A 19,204-nucleotide genomic window follows, 5' to 3' on the forward strand; every position below is an offset into this window, starting at 1 on the left:
GTGGGGTGGGTGTATCCGCGCCACTGTGAAAAGGCTTAGGCAACCCATTGGAGTCAGCTAACAGCTATGGCAACGATTAATCAGCTCGTGCGCAAGCCGCGCAAGCGTCAGGCCGCGAAGACCGACGTGCCTGCGCTTCAGGCCTGCCCGCAGAAGCGCGGCGTTTGCACCCGCGTCTACACCACCACCCCGAAGAAGCCGAACTCCGCACTGCGGAAGGTCTGCCGTGTGCGCCTGACCAACGGCTACGAGGTGTCCTCTTACATCGGCGGTGAAGGCCACAACCTCCAGGAGCACTCTGTGGTCCTGATTCGTGGCGGTCGAGTAAAGGACCTTCCGGGTGTGCGTTATCACACCGTTCGCGGCGCTCTCGACACCTCTGGTGTCCAGAACCGTCGTCAGGGCCGTTCCAAGTACGGCACCAAGCGTCCGAAGTCCTAAGGGCTGCGTCGCTTTCCATTACCAAGTTTGACCCGGTCTGATAAGAGTAAGGTCGAGCCGCCAAGCGCGAGTCTCGGGTTTACCTGAAGGACCCTTCAACCGAGGGCTTATCATGCCTAGAAGAAGAGTTGCGGCCAAGCGCGAGATTCTGCCGGATCCCAAGTTCGGATCCGAGCGTCTGGCCAAGTTCATGAACCACCTGATGATCAGCGGCAAGAAGTCCGTAGCTGAGCGTATCGTCTATGGTGCGCTGGACAGGGTTGCCGAGCGTTCCAATGAAGAGCCGCTGGAAATCTTCGACAAGGCGCTGGAAACCATCCAGCCCATGGTCGAGGTGAAGTCTCGCCGCGTAGGCGGTGCGACCTATCAGGTGCCGGTCGAAGTCCGTCCGTCCCGCCGCCAGGCGCTTGCCATGCGCTGGCTGGTGGACGCCGCTCGCCGTCGTGGCGAGAAGACCATGGTGCAGCGTCTGGCTGGCGAAATGCTGGATGCAGCCGAAGGCAAGGGTTCGGCAGTCAAGAAGCGTGAAGACGTGCATCGCATGGCAGAAGCCAACAAGGCCTTCTCTCACTACCGCTTCTAAAGCGCATCGCCAACCAACGGGAGTTACATCGTGGCTCGCAAGACTCCGCTTAAGCGTTACCGCAATATCGGTATCGTGGCCCACGTCGACGCCGGTAAGACGACTACTACCGAGCGTGTCCTGTTCTATACCGGTCTGTCCCACAAGGTCGGTGAGGTCCATGAGGGCGCCGCCACCATGGACTGGATGGAGCAGGAGCAGGAGCGTGGTATCACCATCACCTCCGCGGCGACCACCTGCTTCTGGCAGGGCATGAACAAGCAGTTCGATGAGCACCGCATCAACATCATCGACACCCCTGGACACGTTGACTTCACCATCGAAGTCGAACGTTCCCTGCGTGTGCTTGACGGTGCCGTCGTCGTGCTGTGTGGCTCCTCCGGTGTGCAGCCGCAGACCGAGACCGTCTGGCGCCAGGCCAACAAGTACGAAGTTCCGCGCATGGTGTTCGTCAACAAGATGGACCGCAGCGGCGCTGACTTCTTCATGGTCGTCAACCAGCTGAAGGATCGTCTCGGCGCCAACGTCGTGCCGATCCAGATCAACTGGGGCTCCGAGGACGAGTTCAAGGGCGTCATCGACCTCATCCAGATGAAGGCCATCCTGTGGGATGAAGACAACTTCGGGATGAACTACGACCTCGTCGATATCCCGGCGGAGCTCCAGGAGACCGCCGAAGAGTATCGCGAGCAGATGGTCGAGGCCGCCGCCGAGGCGTCCGAAGAGCTGATGGACAAGTACCTCGAAGAGGGCGAGCTGACCAACGACGAGATCAAGGCTGGTCTGCGTCGTCGTACCCTCGACAACGAGATCGTGCTGGTCACCTGTGGCTCTGCGTTCAAGAACAAGGGCGTTCAGGCCGTTCTCGATGGCGTCATCGAGTACATGCCGTCACCCACCGAGGTCAAGGCGATCGAAGGTGAGCTCGACGACAAGGACGGCACCATCGCGACCCGTGAGGCCGATGACAGTGCGCCTTTCGCCGCGCTGGCGTTCAAGATCGCGACCGACCCCTTCGTTGGCACCCTGACCTTCATCCGCGTCTACTCCGGCGTGCTGAAGTCAGGCGACAGCGTCTACAACTCCGTCAAGCAGAAGAAGGAGCGCGTCGGTCGTATCGTCCAGATGCACTCCAACTCGCGCGAGGAGATCAAGGAAGTTCTGGCCGGCGACATCGCCGCCTGTATCGGCCTGAAGGACGTGACCACCGGTGATACCCTGTGCGACCTGAACGACAAGATCGTTCTCGAGCGCATGGAGTTCCCGGATCCGGTTATCTCCGTGGCCGTGGAGCCGAAGTCCAAGGCTGACCAGGAAAAGATGGGTATTGCACTGGGCAAGCTGGCCCAGGAAGATCCGTCCTTCCAGGTCAAGACCGACGAAGAGACTGGCCAGACCATCATCTCCGGCATGGGCGAGCTTCACCTCGACATCATCGTTGACCGCATGCGTCGCGAGTTCAAGGTCGAGGCGAACATCGGCAAGCCGCAGGTGGCCTACCGTGAGACGATTCGTCAGAGCGTCGAGCAGGAAGGCAAGTTCGTTCGTCAGTCCGGTGGTCGCGGTCAGTACGGTCACGTACACCTGCGCATCGAGCCGTTGACGGCCGAAGACAAGGGCGACGACGAAGAGATGCACTTCAAGTTCGCTTCCGAGATCGTCGGCGGCGTGGTTCCGAAGGAATACGTGCCGGCCGTCGAGAAAGGGGCCTATGAGCAGCTCCAGAACGGTGTCATCGCGGGCTACCCGATGATCGACGTCAAGGTAACGCTGTTCGACGGTTCCTACCACGACGTGGACTCCAACGAGACCGCGTTCAAGGTCGCCTCTTCCATGGCGATCAAGCAAGGCGCTCCCAAGGCCAAGGCAGTTCTGCTCGAGCCGGTGATGAAGGTCGAGGTCGTGACCCCTGAAGAATTCATGGGTGACGTCATGGGTGACCTGAACCGCCGCCGGGGCCTGGTCCAGGGTATGGATGACTCTTCCTCCGGCAAGGTCATTCGCGCCACCGTGCCGCTGGCTGAGATGTTCGGTTACGCAACCGACCTGCGCTCTCAGACCCAGGGCCGCGCAAGCTACACCATGGAGTTTGCGGACTACGAAGAGGCGCCGTCCAGCGTCGTTGAAGCCGTCATCAACCAGAACGGTTAACCGTTAGCTAACGAAAGAGGTCATAGCAGTGGCTAAGGAAAAATTCGAACGTTCCAAACCGCACGTCAACGTCGGCACCATCGGTCACGTCGACCACGGCAAGACTACCCTGACGGCGGCCCTGACTCGCGTTTCTGCCGAGGTGTTCGGCGGTGACTGGCGTGAGTTCGACACCATCGACAATGCTCCGGAAGAGCGTGAGCGTGGTATCACCATCGCCACCTCTCACGTCGAGTATCAGTCCGAGGAGCGTCACTACGCTCACGTCGACTGCCCGGGACACGCTGACTACGTCAAGAACATGATCACCGGTGCTGCCCAGATGGACGGCGCTATCCTGGTCTGTTCCGCTGCTGACGGCCCCATGCCGCAGACTCGCGAGCACATCCTGCTGTCTCGTCAGGTTGGCGTTCCGTTCATCGTCGTGTTCCTGAACAAGGCCGACATGGTCGACGACGAAGAGCTGCTCGAGCTGGTCGAGATGGAAGTTCGTGAACTTCTGTCCGAGTACGACTTCCCGGGCGACGACACTCCGATCATCACCGGCTCTGCCCTGATGGCTCTGGAAGGCAAGGACGACAACGGCATGGGTACTACCGCCGTTGCCAACCTGATCAAGGCTCTGGATGCTTACATCCCCGAGCCGGAGCGTGCTGTCGACCAGCCGTTCCTGATGCCGATCGAAGACGTGTTCTCCATCTCTGGTCGCGGTACCGTTGTGACCGGTCGTGTCGAGCGCGGCATCGTCAAGCCGGGCGAAGAGATCGAGATCGTTGGTATCAAGGACACCACCAAGACTACCGTTACCGGTGTCGAGATGTTCCGTAAGCTGCTCGACGAAGGTCGTGCTGGCGAGAACGTCGGTGCCCTGCTGCGTGGTACCAAGCGTGACGAAGTCGAGCGTGGTCAGGTTCTGGCCAAGCCGGGCACCATCACTCCGCACACCCAGTTCGAGGCGGAAGTGTACGTGCTGAGCAAGGACGAGGGTGGTCGTCACACTCCGTTCTTCAAGGGCTACCGTCCGCAGTTCTACTTCCGTACCACCGACATCACCGGTACCTGTGAACTGCCGGAAGGCGTCGAGATGGTCATGCCGGGCGACAACGTCCAGATGGTCGTCAACCTGATCGCTCCGATCGCCATGGACGAAGGTCTGCGCTTCGCCATCCGCGAAGGCGGCCGTACCGTCGGCGCTGGCGTCGTGGCCAAGATCCTGGTCTAAATCAGACCGGTGATCACCGAAGGGGGCTCCGCAAGGAGCCCCCTTTTCTGCGCATCGTCATTGAGGGTTTGACTCTCGATGGCGCGGCGCATATAATGCGCATCCTTTGAATGCGTGGGTTGACGGCTCGCGCCGTCAAGTTCCATTGGAGTTAGGGCAAATGCAGAACCAGAAGATTCGCATTCGGTTGAAGGCTTTCGACCATCGCCTGATCGACCAGTCCGCCGCGGAGATTGTTGAAACCGCCAAGCGTACCGGCGCCCAGGTTCGTGGTCCGATTCCTCTGCCGACCAATCGCGAGCGTTACACCGTGCTGGTTTCCCCGCACGTGAACAAGGACGCCCGTGATCAGTACGAGATTCGTACCCACAAGCGTGTGCTCGACATCGTCGAGCCGACCGAGAAGACCGTTGATGCCCTGATGAAGCTCGACCTCGCCGCTGGCGTGGACGTGCAAATCAAGCTCGACTGATATCACTAGACACTCGCGGCCCAGCGTCCCTCTCATCCAGTAGAGGTTCAGCAGCCGCCACGCCGGGATGGCGTTACACAACGTGCTAGTGGAATGCTCTGGAAAGGGCAGCCATAGCGGGTGATAGCCCCGTACACTAAAGGAGACTAAGCATGACTATCGGTTTGGTCGGTAGGAAGGCCGGCATGACCCGTGTCTTCACCGAAGACGGCGCGTCTGTGCCCGTAACCGTTATCGAGGTTGATCCCAACCGCGTGACCTGCGTGAAGTCTGTCGAATCCGACGGCTACGCCGCGGTCCAGGTGACAACCGGCTCCCGCAAAGCCAAGCATCTGTCCAAGGCCCAAGCTGGCCTGTACGCCAAGGCAGGTGTCGAGGCTGGTCGTTCCCTGATGGAGTTCCGCCTGAGCGAAGGCGACGAAGCTCCGGAAGTGGGCGGCGAACTCACCGTATCCCTCTTCGAAGCTGGTCAAAGCGTTGACGTGACCGGCACCTCCAAGGGTAAGGGCTTCCAGGGCGCAGTGAAGCGCTGGAACTTCCGTACCCAGGACAACAGCCACGGTAACTCTCTGTCCCACCGTGCTCCGGGTTCCATCGGCATGTGCCAGACCCCGGGCCGCGTGTTCAAGGGCAAGAAGATGGCCGGCCAGATGGGCAACGCACGTTGCACCGTTCAGAGCCTGGAAATCGTCCGTGTCGATGCCGAGCGCAACCTGCTGCTGATCAAAGGCGCCGTTCCTGGTGCTACCGGCAGTGATGTCATCGTGCGCAGCGCCGTCAAAGCTGGCTGAAGGGGAACTTTCCAATGAATCTGAATCTTGCAGGTGCAAGCGCCGGGACCGTTGAGCTGTCCGACGCTACCTTTGGCAAAGAATTCAACGAAGCGCTCGTGCACCAGGTCGTCACCGCCTATCTGGCTGGTGGTCGTCAGGGCACCCGCGCCCAGAAGAACCGCTCCGACGTCCGTGGCGGCGGCAAGAAGCCGTGGCGCCAGAAGGGCACCGGTCGCGCTCGCGCCGGTACCATTCGCTCGCCGATCTGGCGCAGCGGTGGTGTGACCTTCGCGGCCCGTCCGCAGGACCACTCCCAGAAGGTCAACCGCAAGATGTACCGTGCGGCCATGCGCTCGATTCTGTCCGAGCTGGTCCGTCAGGAGCGTCTTGTTGCCGTTGATGCCTTCTCTGTCGAGTCACCCAAAACCAAGCAGCTGGTCGCCAAGCTTTCCGACCTGGGCCTGGAGAAGGTGCTGATCGTCACCGAAGAAGTCGACGAGAACCTGTACCTGGCAGCCCGCAACATCCCCAACGTGGATGTGGTGGACGTCGCCGCCGCCGACCCGGTCAGCCTGGTCGCCTTCGACAAGGTCCTGGCTACCGTCTCCGCACTGCGCAAATTCGAGGAGAAGCTGGCATGAACCAGGAGCGTGTATTCAAGGTTCTGCTTGGTCCGCACGTGACCGAGAAGGCCGCCATGGCCGCCGAGCGTAACCAGTACGTGTTCAAGGTGGCGAGTGACGCAACCAAGCCCGAGATCAAGGCTGCCGTCCAAGAGCTGTTCGGCAAGAAGGTCGATCGCGTTTCTGTTCTGAACGTGAAGGGCAAGACCAAGCGCACCGCGCATGGTGTTGGTATGCGCAAGGGTTATCGCAAGGCGTACGTGACACTGGCCGCCGGCGAGACGCTTGAAGACTTCTCTGGCGCCGAGTAAAGGCAGGAGTACGGATCATGGCAATCGTCAAGACAAAACCCACATCCGCCGGTCGTCGCCACGTCGTCAAGATTGTTGGTGAGGAACTGTACAAGGGCCGCGCTTACGCGCCGTTGCTCGAGAAGCAGTCCAAGTCCGGTGGTCGTAACAACCAGGGTCGCATCACCACTCGCCACGTCGGCGGTGGTCATCGCAACCACTATCGGATCATCGACTTCAAGCGCACCAAGGATGGCGTTCCGGCCATCGTCGAGCGCCTGGAGCATGACCCGAACCGTAGCGCCCACATCGCGCTGCTGAAGTACATCGACGGTGAGCGTCGCTACATCATCGCCCCCAAGGGCGTGAGTGCCGGTGATCGCCTCGAGTCCGGCGTCAATGCGCCGATCAAGAAGGGCAACGCACTGCCGCTGCGCAACATCCCGCTGGGTTCCACGGTGCACTGCATCGAACTGAAGCCTGGCAAGGGTGCTCAGATCGCACGCAGCGCCGGTACCAGCGCCCAGCTGGTGGCTCGTGAAGGCAACTACGCCACCCTGCGTCTGCGCTCCGGCGAGATGCGCAAGGTGCTGGCCGAGTGCCGCGCGACCCTGGGTGAGGTGAGCAATTCCGAGCACAGCCTGCGTCAACTTGGCAAGGCCGGTGCAAAGCGCTGGAGAGGTGTGCGCCCGACTGTTCGCGGTGTCGCGATGAACCCGGTGGATCACCCGCACGGTGGTGGTGAAGGCCGCACCAGCGGTGGTCGTCATCCGGTGTCCCCGTGGGGTATGCCCACCAAGGGCCACAAGACCCGCAAGAACAAGCGCACCGACAAGCTGATCGTCCGCCGCCGCAAGGCTCGCGGTTAAGATCCCACGCCAAGACATTAAGAGGTAACGGCTGTGCCACGTTCACTGAAGAAAGGTCCTTTTGTAGACCTTCATCTGCTGAAAAAGGTTGAGACTGCAGCGGAAAAGAACGATCGCAAACCGATCAAGACCTGGTCGCGTCGTTCAATGGTCCTGCCCAACATGGTCGGGCTCACCATTGCAGTCCATAACGGTCGCCAACACGTCCCGGTGCACGTCTCCGAGGAAATGGTTGGCCACAAGCTGGGCGAATTCGCTGCTACCCGCACCTATCGCGGCCATGCGGCGGATAAGAAAGCCAAACGGTAAGCCAGAGAGGATTAAGAGATGGAAGTCACAGCAAAGCTGCGTGGCGCCAGTTTATCCGCCCAGAAGGCCCGTTTGGTGGCTGATCAGGTGCGCGGTAAGCCTGTCGCCGAAGCAATCGACCTGCTGACCTTCTCACCGAAGAAGGCGGCCAAGCTGGTCAAGAAGGTGCTGCAGTCCGCCATCGCGAATGCGGAAGAAAACAACGGCATGGACATCGACGAGCTGCGCGTCTCGACCATCTGTGTCGATGAGGGTACGACGCTCAAGCGCATCCGTCCGCGCGCCAAAGGCCGTGCGGATCGCATTTTGAAGCGCACTTGCCACATCACCGTCAAGGTAGCCGAGAAGTAGGAGTCGACCAGATGGGTCAGAAAGTCAATCCGACAGGCATCCGACTGGGTATCGTCAAAGACCATACCTCTGTCTGGTACGCCGAGCGCGGCGCCTATGCCGATAAGCTCAACAACGACCTCGCGGTGCGTAGCTTCCTGGAAGAGCGTCTGAAAAACGCCTCCGTTAGCAAGATCACCATCGAGCGTCCCGCGAACAACGCGCGCATCACCATTCACACTGCCCGTCCGGGCATCGTGATTGGCAAGAAGGGCGAAGATGTCGATCGCCTGCGTCGCGACGTCACCGAGATGATGGGCGTGCCTGTTCACGTCAACATCGAGGAAGTTCGCAAGCCCGAGCTGGATGCTCAGCTCGTCGCACAGAACATTGCCGGCCAGCTCGAGCGCCGTGTGATGTTCCGTCGCGCCATGAAGCGCGCTGTCCAGAACGCCATGCGTCTGGGCGCTGGCGGCATCAAGGTGCAGCTCTCCGGTCGCCTCGGCGGCGCGGAAATTGCCCGCACCGAGTGGTACCGCGAAGGTCGTGTTCCGCTGCATACCCTGCGTGCGGACATCGATTACGCCACCTACGAAGCAAAGACCACCTACGGCATCATCGGTGTCAAGGTCTGGGTCTTCAAGGGTGAAATCCTCGGGGGCATCGAGGAGGTCCGCGCCAAGGCGAAGCAGAGCCAGGCAGCGCCCTCCAAGAAGAAAGGTTCCAGGTAAGGGGAGAGCGATTCGATGTTACAACCCAAGCGTACAAAATTCCGTAAGGTGCAGAAGGGCCGCAACCGTGGCCTGGCGCATCGCGGAAGCAAAGTGAGCTTCGGCGAGTTCGGCCTCAAGGCCACCGGCCGCGGTCGTGTCACCGCCCGTCAGATCGAAGCTGGCCGTCGTGCCATCACCCGTCACGTCAAGCGTGGCGGCAAGATCTGGATCCGTGTCTTCCCGGACAAGCCGATTTCCAAGAAGCCCCTGGAAGTCCGGATGGGTAAAGGTAAGGGCTCCGTCGAGTACTGGGTCGCACAGATCCAGCCCGGTCGTGTCCTTTACGAGATCGAAGGCGTTTCCGAGGAACTGGCCCGCGAAGCTTTCGCACTGGCCGCCCAGAAATTCCCGGTCTCCACCACCTTTGTGAAACGGACGGTGATGTGATGAAAGCCCAGGAAATTCGTGAAAAGTCCGCCGAGCAGCTCAACGAGCAGCTCCTCGAACTCCTCCGCGAGCAGTTCAACCTGCGCATGCAGAAGGCCACCGGCCAGCTGAGCCAGACTCATCTGCTCAAGCAGGTTCGTCGGGATATCGCCCGCGTGAAGACTGTGCTCAACGAGAAGGCAGGTGTCTGAGATGGCCGAAGAGAAAAAAGCCCGTACGCTCACCGGCAAGGTGGTGAGCGACAAGATGGACAAGTCCATCGTTGTAATGATCGAGCGTCGTGAGCGCCACCCGATCTACGGCAAATACGTTAAGCGCTCCACCAAGCTGCACGCCCACGACGAGACCAACCAGGCCAAGGCCGGTGACACGGTATCCATCCAGGAATGCCGTCCGCTGTCCAAGAAGAAGGCCTGGACCCTGGTCGAGGTTGTCGAACAGGCCAAGGGTTAAGGCCACGGCCTTAACCTCGTGCAGTCAGTTTAGGTTTGGAGAAAACCGATGATTCAGACTCAGACAATGCTGGATGTCGCCGACAACAGCGGAGCGCGCCGGGTGCAGTGCATCAAGGTGCTGGGTGGTTCACACCGCCGCTACGCTCGCGTTGGTGACGTCATCAAGGTCACGGTGAAGGAAGCTATTCCGCGCGGCAAGGTCAAGAAAGGCCAGGTGCTGAAAGCGGTAGTTGTCCGGACCCGCAGTGGCGTCCGTCGCAGCGACGGTTCGCTGATTCGCTTCGATGGAAATGCGGCCGTCTTGTTGAACAACACCAACGAGCAGCCGATCGGTACCCGTATCTTCGGGCCGGTGACGCGTGAACTTCGCAACGAGAAGTTCATGAAGATCATTTCCTTAGCGCCTGAAGTGCTGTAAGGGAGCGAGGCGACATGCAAAAGATCAAACGTGATGATGAAGTGATCGTCATCGCCGGCAAGGACAAGGGTAAGCGCGGTACCGTGAAGCGCGTCCTCAAGGACGAGCGGTTCGTGGTAGCGGGTGTGAACATGATCAAGCGTCACACCAAGCCGAACCCCATGGCCGGCAATCAGGGCGGTATCGTCGAGCGCGAGGCTCCGATTCACGCGTCCAACGTAGCCATCTTCAATCAGGAGACCGGTAAGGCGGATCGCGTCGGCTTCCAGATCAAGGAAGACGGTACCAAGGTACGTATCTACAAGTCGACGCAAGCGCAGATCGACGCCTAACGCGAGTCGGGTAGCAAAATGGCGAACTTGAAAGAACGTTATCAAAACGAGGTGGTGGCTCAACTGAAAGAGCAGTTCAGCTACGCCAACGTTATGCAGGTACCCCGGATCACCAAGGTGACTCTGAACATGGGTATCGGCGAAGCGACCAGCGATAAAAAGCTGATCGACGCTGCCGTCGGCGACCTGGAGAAGCTCTCCGGTCAGAAGCCGATGGTGACCAAGGCACGTAAGTCCATCGCGGGCTTCAAGGTGCGTGAAGGCTGGCCGATCGGCGTGAAGGTCACACTGCGCAGTGAGCGCATGTGGGACTTCCTCGATCGCCTGGTGAATATCGCGATCCCCCGCGTTCGTGACTTCCGTGGTCTCAACCCGAAGTCCTTCGACGGTCGTGGCAACTACAGCATGGGGGTGCGTGAGCAGATCATCTTCCCGGAGATCGAGTATGATAAGATCGACCGGATTCGTGGTCTGGATGTCACCATCACCACCACTGCCAACACCGATGACGAAGGTCGTGCGCTGCTGAGCGCACTGAACTTCCCGTTCAAGAAATAGGGGTGGGATCATGGCAAAGAAGAGCATGATTGAGCGTGAGCAGAAGCGCGCGCAACTGGTTGAGAAGTATGCTGCCAAGCGTGCCGAGCTCAAGGCGATCATCCAGGACGTGAACAGCTCCGATGAGGAGCGCTTCGATGCGCAGCTGAAGTTGCAGTCGCTGCCGCGTGACTCCAGCCCCGTGCGTCAGCGTAACCGCTGCCGCGTGACTGGCCGTCCGCACGGCTACTACAACAAGTTCGGCCTCGGTCGTAACAAGCTGCGTGAAGCCGCCATGCGTGGCGACGTGCCCGGACTGAAGAAGTCCAGCTGGTAACGCCACGTAGAATCATCAGGAGCGCAAGTTAAATGAGCATGCAAGACACTCTGGCGGATATGTTTACCCGTATCCGCAATGCGCAGCAGGCCACCAAGGAGACGGTCACCATGCCGTCCTCCAAGATCAAGGTTGAAGTGGCCCGCGTGCTGAAAGAAGAGGGTTACATCACTGACTTCGCCGTGAGCGAATCAGCCAAGCCCGAGCTGACCGTCAGCCTCAAGTACTTCGAAGGCAAACCGGTCATCGAGCATCTGCAGCGGGTTTCCAAGCCGTCCCTGCGTAGTTACAAGGGCAAGGATGCGCTGCCGAAGGTCGCCGATGGCCTGGGTGTCGCGATCGTCACCACATCCAAGGGTGTGATGACCGATCGTGCCGCGCGTCAGGCTGGTGTCGGCGGCGAAGTCCTCTGCACCGTATTCTAGGAGTTTGGAATGTCCCGCGTAGCCAAATATCCGGTTAAAGTGCCCGCTGGCGTCGAGGTCAAGATCGACGGCGCCACGCTGACCGCCAAAGGCGGTCAGGGCACCCTCTCCATGCCCGTTCACGACGATGTCGTGGTCGCGCAGGAAGATGGCCAGCTGACCTTCCAGCCGAGCGAATCTGCTAAGAGCTGGGCCATGGTCGGCACCACCCGTGCCCTGGTTCAGAACCTGGTCACCGGCGTGTCCGAGGGCTTTACCAAGTCTCTCGAAATCATCGGCGTCGGTTATCGCGCTCAAGCGAAAGGCCAGACGCTCAACCTGACACTGGGCTTCTCTCACCCGGTCGACTATCAACTGCCTGAAGGTGTCACGGCGGAAACGCCGAAGAACACCGTCATCGTGCTGAAGAGCGCGGACAAGCAGAAGCTCGGCCAGGTCGCAGCGGAAATCCGCGCTTTCCGTCCGCCTGAACCCTACAAGGGCAAGGGTGTGCGTTACGCGGATGAGCAGGTCCGCCGTAAAGAAGCCAAGAAGAAGTAAGGCAGGGTTATGAACGCGAAGAAAGAATCTCGTCTCCGTCGTGCCCGCCGCGCTCGCGCGAAGATCCGCGAGCTGGGCGTGTCTCGCCTGTGCGTCAATCGTACCCCCCGTCACATCTACGCGCAGATTATCTCGCCGGATGGTGGCAAGGTCCTGGCCAGCGCTTCCACGCTGGACAAGAGCCTGCGCGAGGGTTCGACCGGCAATGCAGACGCCGCAGCCAAAGTTGGTGCGCTGATCGCTGAACGCGCCAAGGAAGCGGGCATCACCCAGGTGGCCTTCGACCGCGCTGGCTTCAAGTACCACGGTCGTGTGAAGGCCCTGGCCGACGCCGCACGTGAAGGCGGCCTGGAATTCTAAAGGGTTTTACGATGGCGAAGAACGAACAGCAAAACGGCGATCTGCAGGAAAAGCTCGTGCAGGTCAACCGTGTCGCCAAGGTGGTCAAGGGTGGCCGTATTTTCGGCTTCACCGCTCTGACTGTCGTGGGCGACGGTAACGGTCGCGTCGGCTTCGGTCGTGGCAAGGCACGTGAAGTGCCGGTCGCGATTCAGAAGGCGATGGACCAGGCGCGCCGCAACATGATCAAGGTGAACCTGGTCGGCGGTACCCTCCAGTATCCGGTCAAGGCTCGTCATGGCGCCTCCAAGGTGTACATGCAGCCGGCCTCTGACGGTACTGGTATCATCGCCGGCGGCGCCATGCGCTCCGTGCTGGAATTGGCCGGCGTGCACAACGTCCTGGCCAAGTGCTATGGCTCCACCAATCCGGTGAACGTGGTCCGTGCGACCGTGAATGGCCTGGCTTCCATGCAGTCGCCGGAAGACGTGGCCGCCAAGCGCGGTCTCTCAGTCGAAGCGATCACGGGGTAATACACCATGGCAGCTACGATCAAGGTTACCCAGACCCGCAGCACCATCGGCACGTTGGCCAAGCACAAGGCCACCATGAAGGGCCTCGGCCTGCGCCGCATCGGTCACACGGTTGAACTGGAAGACACCCCTGCCGTTCGCGGCATGATCCACAAGGTCAACTACCTTGTGCGTGTTGAGGGAGAGTAATCCATGAAACTTAACAGCCTGAGCCCGGCACCGGGCTCCAAGCACGCTGAAAAGCGCGTCGGTCGTGGCATCGGTTCCGGTCTGGGCAAGACCGGCGGCCGTGGCCACAAGGGCCAGAAGTCGCGCAGCGGTGGCAGCGTGAAGCCCGGCTTCGAGGGCGGTCAGATGCCCCTGCAGCGTCGTCTGCCGAAGTTTGGTTTCACCTCCGCCAAGTCTTTGGTTTCCGAGGAAGTCCGCCTGGCCGAGCTGGCCAAGGTCGCGGGTGACGAAGTCACCCTGGAAAGCCTCAAGGAAGCCAATGTGCTGAAGGATTCCACGCAGCATGCGAAGGTGATCCTTTCCGGCGATCTGAACAAGGCGGTCACCGTTCGCGGTCTGCGGGTCACCAAGGGTGCCCGCGCAGCGATCGAAGCCGCCGGTGGCAAGGTAGAGGACTAAATGGCCAAGTCAGGAAACATGCCGGCGATGGGCAGCGGTCTGAGTGAACTGTGGGCGCGTCTGCGCTTCGTGCTCCTCGCCATCGTGGTCTACCGTATCGGTGCCCACATACCCGTTCCCGGTATCAATCCTGACCAGCTTGCTGCCTTGTTCAGGGAGCAGCAGGGCACCATCCTGGGCATGTTCAACATGTTCTCGGGCGGTGCCCTGGAGCGCATGAGTATCCTCGCCCTCGGCATCATGCCGTACATCTCGGCGTCGATCATCATGCAGCTCCTGACCGCCGTCTCGCCCCACCTCGAGCAGTTGAAGAAGGAGGGCGAGAGCGGCCGCCGCAAGATCAGCCAGTACACGCGCTACGGCACGGTGGTGCTGGCCCTGGTTCAGGCCACCGGCATGTCCGTGGGTCTGGCCAGCCAAGGCATTGCCTATACGGCCGATCTCAGCTTCTATTTCACCGCGATCATCACCTTCGTGAGTGGCGCGGTGTTCTTGATGTGGCTGGGTGAGCAGATCACCGAGAAGGGCATCGGCAACGGCATTTCGCTGCTGATCTTCGCGGGTATCGTCGCCGGCCTGCCCGGAGCTGTGGCTCAAGCCTTCGAGCTTGCCCGCAACGAGGGCGCGTGGAATGTGTTGCCGCTGTTGGCGCTTAGCCTTCTGGGTATCGCCACCGTGGCGTTCGTCGTGTTCATCGAACGCGGCCAGCGCCGGATCACGGTGAACTACCCGCGCCGCCAGGTAGGCAACAAGATGTATGCAGGGCAGAGCAGCTACCTGCCGCTCAAGGTCAACATGGCGGGTGTCATTCCGGCCATCTTTGCCTCGAGCATCCTGTTGTTCCCCGCCTCCCTCGGTCAGTGGGTAGGTGCGGGCGACGGCATGGAATGGTTGCAGCGCGCGTCCCAGGCGTTGGCCCCAGGTCAGCCCCTTTATATCTTGCTTTTCGCGGCGGCGGTGGTATTCTTCTGCTTCTTTTACACAGCGCTGGTCTTCAACCCCAAGGATGTGGCCGACAACCTCAAGAAGTCGGGTGCCTTCCTTCCGGGGATTCGTCCTGGCGAGCAGACCGCTCGTTATGTCGACAAGGTCATGACTCGTCTGACCCTGTTCGGCGCTCTCTACATCACTGCGGTTTCCCTGATGCCCCAGTTCCTGATCGTAGCGTGGAACGTGCCGTTCTTCTTTGGCGGTACCTCGCTGCTGATCGTGGTCGTGGTCATCATGGACTTCATGGCCCAGGTGCAGTCGCACCTCATGTCGCACCAGTATGAGTCGGTGATGAAGAAGTCCAACCTGAAAGGCTACGGTAGCGGCGGCATCATGCGCTAAGGCGCCGCAGGCCGATTTGGCACGCCGCAAGCCGATTTTGGAGAGAACGATGAAAGTTCGAGCTTCCGTGAAGAAAATGTGCCGCAATTGCAAGATCATTCGTCGCAATGGCGCTGTTCGCGTCATCTGCACCGAGCCGCGGCACAAGCAGCGCCAGGGTTAATCCTGGCCTGAATTGAACCGGGTGCTGGCATACCCCTTGCCCTAATGACGGGAAGGGGGTATGCTATTGCGCCTTTTGTAGTTGATTAACCGAGCAAGCCGCTCAAACTTCGGAGTAAGCTGATGGCCCGTATTGCAGGCGTCAATATCCCGGACAACAAGCATGCGGCGATCTCGCTGACCTACATCTTCGGGATTGGCCGTACTCGCGCACAGGAAATCTGTGAAGCGACCGGCATCGCGCCGACCACCAAGATCCAGGATCTGTCATCTGAAGAGATCGACAGCCTGCGTAGTGAAGTCGGCAAGTATACCGTTGAAGGCGACCTTCGTCGTGATGTGACGCTGAACATCAAGCGTCTCATGGACTTGGGTTGCTACCGTGGTCTGCGTCATCGTCGTGGTCTTCCGATGCGCGGTCAGCGCACCAAGACCAACGCGCGTACCCGTAAGGGACCGCGTAAGCCGATCCGCAAATAACACGCACGTTCTGGCGTAAAGACAGGAATTGACATCAACATGGCTAACCCGCGTAGCAACCGTAAAAAGGTTAAAAAGCAGGTAGTGGATGCCGTTGCGCATATCCATGCCTCTTTTAACAACACGATCATTACGATCACAGACCGCCAGGGCAACGCTCTTTCCTGGGCGACAGCCGGTGGTTCGGGTTTTCGTGGTTCTCGCAAGAGCACCCCGTTCGCTGCTCAAGTGGCAAGCGAGCGTGCAGCAACTGCTGCAGCCGAGTATGGTGTGAAAAACGTCGACGTGCTGGTCAAGGGCCCCGGTCCTGGCCGTGAATCCGCCGTGCGTGCACTCAACGCCGCCGGCTTCCGCGTGCAAAGCATCACCGACGCGACGCCCATTCCCCACAATGGCTGCCGTCCGCCGAAGAAACGCCGCGTTTAAGGAGACAGATTCATGGCTCGTTACATTGGACCGAAGTGCAAACTGTCTCGCCGGGAAGGTACCGACCTCTTCCTCAAGAGCGGTGTCACTCCCTTCGAGAAAAAGTGCAAATCCGAACAGATTCCGGGTGTGCACGGCCAGCGCCGTCAGCGTCTTTCCGACTACGGCTTGCAGCTTCGCGAGAAGCAGAAAGTACGTCGCATGTACGGCGTACTCGAAAAGCAGTTCCGCAACTACTACAAGGAAGCCGCCCGCCTGAAGGGTGCGACCGGTGAGTTGTTGCTGCAGCTGCTTGAGTCCCGACTGGACAACGTCGTCTACCGCATGGGCTTTGGCGCCACTCGCTCCGAGGCTCGTCAGCTGGTAAGCCACAAGGCGATTGCCGTCAACGGCAAGACCGTCAACGTGGCCTCCTACCAGGTCAAGCCCGGCGACGTGGTATCCGTTCGTGAAAAGGCCAAGCAACAGGCGCGTATCCAGAACGCCCTGAGCATCGCCGCCAACCGTGGCGACGTGGCCTGGATCGAACTCGACGCCAAGAAGATGGAAGGCACCTTCAAGGCCCTGCCTGAGCGCGGTGACCTGACTGCCGACATCAACGAGCAACTGATCGTCGAGCTGTACTCGAAGTAAGCGGTCCGTCCGCGCCGCCCTCCTCCGGGAGGGCGGCGATTATTACCGAGTATTCGTTTGGCAGCCTGAAAGGTGTTCATATGCAGCGTTCAGTGACAGAGTTTCTCCGTCCTCGCGACATCAAGGTCGAAGAGATCAGCGCACACCACGCAAAGATCGTGCTCGAGCCGTTCGAGCGTGGCTTCGGCCACACGTTGGGCAATGCTCTGCGTCGTATCCTGCTCTCGTCCATGCCCGGCTGCGCCGTGGTGGAGACCGAGATCGCTGGTGTCGACCATGAGTACAGCGCGATTGAGGGTGTCCAGGAAGATGTCATCGAAATCCTCCTGAACCTCAAGGACGTGGCGATCAAGATGCACAGCCGCGACGAGGCGATGCTCTCGCTGAACAAGCAGGGCCCGGCCGTCGTCACCGCTGGTGACATCGCCGTCGATCACGACGTCGAAGTGGTCAACCCCGAGCACGTCATCGCCCACGTCAATGAAGGCGCCGAGCTCAAGATGCAGCTGAAGGTGGCCCGTGGTCGCGGCTATGAGCCTGCGGATGTCCGCAGCGAAGCCGACGACGAGACACGCGCCATCGGCCGTCTGCAGCTGGATGCGACCTTCAGCCCCGTGCGCCGCGTTTCCTACAGCGTCGAAGCCGCCCGCGTCGAACAGCGCACCGACCTCGACAAGCTGATCATCAACCTGGAAACCGACGGCACCCTGGATCCGGAAGAGGCGATCCGTCGCAGCGCGACCATCCTGCAAGAGCAGCTGGCAGCGTTCGTCGACCTGGAAGCCGACAAGGAACAGGAAGTGGTCGAGGAAGAGGATCATATCGATCCCATCCTGCTGCGCCCCGTAGACGATCTCGAGTTGACCGTTCGTAGCGCCAACTGCCTGAAAGCCGAGAATATCTACTACATCGGCGATCTGATTCAGCGCACCGAGGTGGAGCTGTTGAAGACCCCGAACCTCGGCAAGAAGTCCTTGAACGAGATCAAGGACGTGTTGGCTGCTCGTGGTCTGTCCCTTGGCATGCGGCTTGAAAATTGGCCGCCGGCTAGCCTGAAGGACGACAAGGCCACCGCCTAAGCGTCGGCTCGAGTCCCAGTTTGGTAAGGAATCACAACCATGCGTCATCGTAAGAGTGGTCGTCACCTCAATCGTACCAGCTCGCACCGCCAGGCCATGTTTCGCAACATGAGCGTGTCGCTGGTCGAGCACGAAGTGATCAAGACAACCCTTCCCAAGGCCAAGGAGCTGCGTCGTCATATCGAGCCGCTCATCACCCTGGCCAAGGAAGACAGCGTCGCCAACCGGCGTCTGGCCTTCAGCCGTACCCGCTCGAAGGAAGCGGTCGGCAAGCTCTTCAATGAGCTGGGTCCGCGTTACGTCGAGCGTCCGGGCGGTTACGTCCGTATTCTCAAGTGCGGTTTCCGCACCGGCGATAACGCCCCCATGGCCTACGTCGAGCTGGTCGATCGCCCCGTCGTTGAAGAAGAGGCCGTCGGCGAGGAGTAATCCTTTCGACAGCGCTTCGACACGACGCGAAACCGACACCTCCGGGTGTCGGTTTTTTTATGTCTGTCATTTGTCGACGGGACTCTTGGGCATGATGGTCGGAAGCTGGGCCGGCCCGAGAGGGCTGGCATCCAGGGGCAGCGATGACATAAGCGCCAGGGCTGTGTGTCCGCACGGCGTGGCTTCCCCTATGCTGTCAGTCAGGGACAAGGTATCGGGGGAAGGCATGCAAAGGACGTGGCAGAGGCTGTTGTCGATGCTGGTGCTATCGCCAGTCATCGCCGTGGCGCAGACGCCGGGCGATCCTCGAGAAGCGGGCAAGGAGGCTGCCCAGGCGTCATCATTGGCCGAGGAGGGGGGCAGTACGGCGCCCACGGTCGACACCGCCGAGGTGCGCGACTGCTTTGTACAGATGGGCCAGGGGGCGGTGGGTGACTGCATCGGACTCGCCGCCGACGCCTGCCAGCAGAGCCCGGGCGGGGCCACGACCCTGGGCATCGTCGATTGTCTGGCCCAGGAGACCCGGGTCTGGGATGAACTGCTCAACGCCCAGTACCAGGAGCTGCGCGCGCTGATGCGCGAGCAGGACGAGGGGAATCCTGACGTGGGTATCTCTCGGGTGGACGCGCTAAGAGACGTGCAGCGTGCCTGGATCACCTTCCGCGACGCCGAGTGCGGCTACGCCTATGCCCGCTATCAGGATGGCACCATCCGCAGCGTCGTCGCGGCCGCCTGTCAGCTTGAACAGACCGCCCGGCGGGCGCTTGCCTTGAAGGGCATCCTGCACGAGAGCAGCCTTTAGGTAGGGTGTGGCTGACGCTGCTGTGTCCTCGCGCTTCTGTGTGAAACAAAGAGCGAACCATCAGGAACAGAAAAGGGGAAGGCCTTGGCCTTCCC

General features: G+C 60.4%; 33 protein-coding genes. All 33 read left to right on the forward strand.

Features of this window, described 5'->3' with window-relative positions; translation table 11 throughout:
• Nucleotides 1–66: 66 nt before the first annotated feature.
• Complete coding sequence (gene rpsL, locus NFH97_RS10715; RefSeq protein WP_045990865.1) at nucleotides 67–441, forward strand: 30S ribosomal protein S12; 375 nt, start codon at nucleotides 67–69, stop codon at nucleotides 439–441.
• Between the two features lie 112 nt (nucleotides 442–553).
• The gene (gene rpsG / locus NFH97_RS10720; RefSeq protein ID WP_023007554.1) at nucleotides 554–1,024 is read left to right on the forward strand and encodes a 30S ribosomal protein S7; all 471 of its coding nucleotides are present in this window, start codon (nucleotides 554–556) and stop codon (nucleotides 1,022–1,024) included.
• A gap of 30 nt (nucleotides 1,025–1,054) precedes the next feature.
• Complete coding sequence (gene fusA, locus NFH97_RS10725; RefSeq protein ID WP_045990864.1) at nucleotides 1,055–3,175, forward strand: elongation factor G; 2,121 nt, start codon at nucleotides 1,055–1,057, stop codon at nucleotides 3,173–3,175.
• A gap of 28 nt (nucleotides 3,176–3,203) precedes the next feature.
• Nucleotides 3,204–4,397, forward strand: coding sequence for an elongation factor Tu (gene tuf / locus NFH97_RS10730; protein ID WP_045990863.1), 1,194 nt, complete (start codon nucleotides 3,204–3,206; stop codon nucleotides 4,395–4,397).
• A 160-nt stretch (nucleotides 4,398–4,557) separates the two neighbouring features.
• Complete coding sequence (gene rpsJ / locus NFH97_RS10735; protein WP_045990862.1) at nucleotides 4,558–4,869, forward strand: 30S ribosomal protein S10; 312 nt, start codon at nucleotides 4,558–4,560, stop codon at nucleotides 4,867–4,869.
• A 152-nt stretch (nucleotides 4,870–5,021) separates the two neighbouring features.
• Nucleotides 5,022–5,660, forward strand: a complete 639-nt coding sequence (rplC, locus tag NFH97_RS10740; RefSeq protein ID WP_045990861.1) for a 50S ribosomal protein L3 — start codon at nucleotides 5,022–5,024, stop codon at nucleotides 5,658–5,660.
• A gap of 14 nt (nucleotides 5,661–5,674) precedes the next feature.
• Nucleotides 5,675–6,283 carry a 50S ribosomal protein L4 gene (rplD, locus tag NFH97_RS10745; RefSeq protein WP_045990860.1) on the forward strand — a complete coding sequence of 203 codons (609 nt, stop codon included), beginning with the start codon at nucleotides 5,675–5,677 and terminating at the stop codon, nucleotides 6,281–6,283.
• Nucleotides 6,280–6,576 carry a 50S ribosomal protein L23 gene (gene rplW / locus NFH97_RS10750; protein ID WP_045990859.1) on the forward strand — a complete coding sequence of 99 codons (297 nt, stop codon included), beginning with the start codon at nucleotides 6,280–6,282 and terminating at the stop codon, nucleotides 6,574–6,576. The genes rplD and rplW overlap by 4 nt, the downstream gene beginning before the upstream one ends.
• Before the next feature lie 17 nt (nucleotides 6,577–6,593).
• Nucleotides 6,594–7,424, forward strand: coding sequence for a 50S ribosomal protein L2 (gene rplB / locus NFH97_RS10755; protein ID WP_108133879.1), 831 nt, complete (start codon nucleotides 6,594–6,596; stop codon nucleotides 7,422–7,424).
• Nucleotides 7,425–7,457: 33 nt separating this feature from the next.
• Complete coding sequence (gene rpsS, locus NFH97_RS10760; RefSeq protein WP_045990857.1) at nucleotides 7,458–7,733, forward strand: 30S ribosomal protein S19; 276 nt, start codon at nucleotides 7,458–7,460, stop codon at nucleotides 7,731–7,733.
• 18 nt (nucleotides 7,734–7,751) lie between these two features.
• Entirely contained in the window at nucleotides 7,752–8,084 is a 333-nt protein-coding gene (rplV, locus tag NFH97_RS10765; RefSeq protein WP_045990856.1) for a 50S ribosomal protein L22, read from the forward strand.
• Nucleotides 8,085–8,095: 11 nt separating this feature from the next.
• On the forward strand, nucleotides 8,096–8,794 hold the full coding sequence (rpsC, locus tag NFH97_RS10770) for a 30S ribosomal protein S3 (protein ID WP_045990855.1): 699 nt from the start codon (nucleotides 8,096–8,098) through the stop codon (nucleotides 8,792–8,794).
• Between the two features lie 15 nt (nucleotides 8,795–8,809).
• On the forward strand, nucleotides 8,810–9,223 hold the full coding sequence (gene rplP / locus NFH97_RS10775) for a 50S ribosomal protein L16 (RefSeq protein ID WP_045990854.1): 414 nt from the start codon (nucleotides 8,810–8,812) through the stop codon (nucleotides 9,221–9,223).
• A complete protein-coding gene (gene rpmC, locus NFH97_RS10780; protein ID WP_045990853.1) occupies nucleotides 9,223–9,414 on the forward strand; it encodes a 50S ribosomal protein L29 in 192 nt (63 codons plus the stop codon). The genes rplP and rpmC overlap by 1 nt, the downstream gene beginning before the upstream one ends.
• Nucleotide 9,415: 1 nt before the next feature.
• A complete protein-coding gene (rpsQ, locus tag NFH97_RS10785; protein ID WP_045990852.1) occupies nucleotides 9,416–9,676 on the forward strand; it encodes a 30S ribosomal protein S17 in 261 nt (86 codons plus the stop codon).
• Nucleotides 9,677–9,724: 48 nt separating this feature from the next.
• Nucleotides 9,725–10,096: a 50S ribosomal protein L14 gene (rplN, locus tag NFH97_RS10790; RefSeq protein ID WP_009723896.1), complete on the forward strand. Its 372-nt coding sequence runs from the start codon at nucleotides 9,725–9,727 to the stop codon at nucleotides 10,094–10,096.
• A 14-nt stretch (nucleotides 10,097–10,110) separates the two neighbouring features.
• Nucleotides 10,111–10,428 (forward strand): 50S ribosomal protein L24, encoded by a 318-nt coding sequence (gene rplX, locus NFH97_RS10795; protein ID WP_045990851.1) that lies wholly within the window; start codon nucleotides 10,111–10,113, stop codon nucleotides 10,426–10,428.
• Nucleotides 10,429–10,446: 18 nt separating this feature from the next.
• Nucleotides 10,447–10,986 carry a 50S ribosomal protein L5 gene (gene rplE, locus NFH97_RS10800; protein ID WP_045990850.1) on the forward strand — a complete coding sequence of 180 codons (540 nt, stop codon included), beginning with the start codon at nucleotides 10,447–10,449 and terminating at the stop codon, nucleotides 10,984–10,986.
• 10 nt (nucleotides 10,987–10,996) lie between these two features.
• Complete coding sequence (gene rpsN / locus NFH97_RS10805) at nucleotides 10,997–11,302, forward strand: 30S ribosomal protein S14 (protein WP_206944196.1); 306 nt, start codon at nucleotides 10,997–10,999, stop codon at nucleotides 11,300–11,302.
• 32 nt (nucleotides 11,303–11,334) lie between these two features.
• A complete protein-coding gene (gene rpsH, locus NFH97_RS10810) occupies nucleotides 11,335–11,727 on the forward strand; it encodes a 30S ribosomal protein S8 (protein ID WP_045990848.1) in 393 nt (130 codons plus the stop codon).
• A 9-nt stretch (nucleotides 11,728–11,736) separates the two neighbouring features.
• The gene (gene rplF / locus NFH97_RS10815) at nucleotides 11,737–12,267 is read left to right on the forward strand and encodes a 50S ribosomal protein L6 (protein WP_349624802.1); all 531 of its coding nucleotides are present in this window, start codon (nucleotides 11,737–11,739) and stop codon (nucleotides 12,265–12,267) included.
• A 9-nt stretch (nucleotides 12,268–12,276) separates the two neighbouring features.
• Nucleotides 12,277–12,627: a 50S ribosomal protein L18 gene (gene rplR / locus NFH97_RS10820; RefSeq protein WP_045990846.1), complete on the forward strand. Its 351-nt coding sequence runs from the start codon at nucleotides 12,277–12,279 to the stop codon at nucleotides 12,625–12,627.
• 11 nt (nucleotides 12,628–12,638) lie between these two features.
• Nucleotides 12,639–13,139, forward strand: a complete 501-nt coding sequence (gene rpsE, locus NFH97_RS10825) for a 30S ribosomal protein S5 (RefSeq protein ID WP_045990845.1) — start codon at nucleotides 12,639–12,641, stop codon at nucleotides 13,137–13,139.
• Nucleotides 13,140–13,145: 6 nt separating this feature from the next.
• Nucleotides 13,146–13,328: a 50S ribosomal protein L30 gene (gene rpmD, locus NFH97_RS10830; RefSeq protein WP_045990844.1), complete on the forward strand. Its 183-nt coding sequence runs from the start codon at nucleotides 13,146–13,148 to the stop codon at nucleotides 13,326–13,328.
• A gap of 3 nt (nucleotides 13,329–13,331) precedes the next feature.
• Nucleotides 13,332–13,766, forward strand: a complete 435-nt coding sequence (gene rplO, locus NFH97_RS10835) for a 50S ribosomal protein L15 (RefSeq protein ID WP_045990843.1) — start codon at nucleotides 13,332–13,334, stop codon at nucleotides 13,764–13,766.
• Nucleotides 13,767–15,098, forward strand: coding sequence for a preprotein translocase subunit SecY (gene secY, locus NFH97_RS10840; protein WP_045990842.1), 1,332 nt, complete (start codon nucleotides 13,767–13,769; stop codon nucleotides 15,096–15,098).
• A gap of 49 nt (nucleotides 15,099–15,147) precedes the next feature.
• Nucleotides 15,148–15,261 carry a 50S ribosomal protein L36 gene (gene rpmJ, locus NFH97_RS10845; RefSeq protein ID WP_031384759.1) on the forward strand — a complete coding sequence of 38 codons (114 nt, stop codon included), beginning with the start codon at nucleotides 15,148–15,150 and terminating at the stop codon, nucleotides 15,259–15,261.
• A gap of 122 nt (nucleotides 15,262–15,383) precedes the next feature.
• Nucleotides 15,384–15,740: a 30S ribosomal protein S13 gene (gene rpsM, locus NFH97_RS10850; RefSeq protein ID WP_045990841.1), complete on the forward strand. Its 357-nt coding sequence runs from the start codon at nucleotides 15,384–15,386 to the stop codon at nucleotides 15,738–15,740.
• Between the two features lie 39 nt (nucleotides 15,741–15,779).
• Nucleotides 15,780–16,166: a 30S ribosomal protein S11 gene (gene rpsK / locus NFH97_RS10855; RefSeq protein ID WP_013331014.1), complete on the forward strand. Its 387-nt coding sequence runs from the start codon at nucleotides 15,780–15,782 to the stop codon at nucleotides 16,164–16,166.
• Between the two features lie 12 nt (nucleotides 16,167–16,178).
• Nucleotides 16,179–16,799, forward strand: coding sequence for a 30S ribosomal protein S4 (gene rpsD, locus NFH97_RS10860; protein ID WP_045990840.1), 621 nt, complete (start codon nucleotides 16,179–16,181; stop codon nucleotides 16,797–16,799).
• Between the two features lie 80 nt (nucleotides 16,800–16,879).
• The gene (locus NFH97_RS10865) at nucleotides 16,880–17,878 is read left to right on the forward strand and encodes a DNA-directed RNA polymerase subunit alpha (protein WP_108133880.1); all 999 of its coding nucleotides are present in this window, start codon (nucleotides 16,880–16,882) and stop codon (nucleotides 17,876–17,878) included.
• A 39-nt stretch (nucleotides 17,879–17,917) separates the two neighbouring features.
• Nucleotides 17,918–18,307 carry a 50S ribosomal protein L17 gene (gene rplQ / locus NFH97_RS10870; protein WP_045990838.1) on the forward strand — a complete coding sequence of 130 codons (390 nt, stop codon included), beginning with the start codon at nucleotides 17,918–17,920 and terminating at the stop codon, nucleotides 18,305–18,307.
• A gap of 226 nt (nucleotides 18,308–18,533) precedes the next feature.
• Complete coding sequence (locus NFH97_RS10875; RefSeq protein WP_287165704.1) at nucleotides 18,534–19,109, forward strand: lysozyme inhibitor LprI family protein; 576 nt, start codon at nucleotides 18,534–18,536, stop codon at nucleotides 19,107–19,109.
• The last annotated feature ends 95 nt before the right edge of the window (nucleotides 19,110–19,204 follow it).

Source organism: Halomonas sp. SCS19 (assembly GCF_040147015.1).
Taxonomy (GTDB): domain Bacteria; phylum Pseudomonadota; class Gammaproteobacteria; order Pseudomonadales; family Halomonadaceae; genus Halomonas; species Halomonas litopenaei.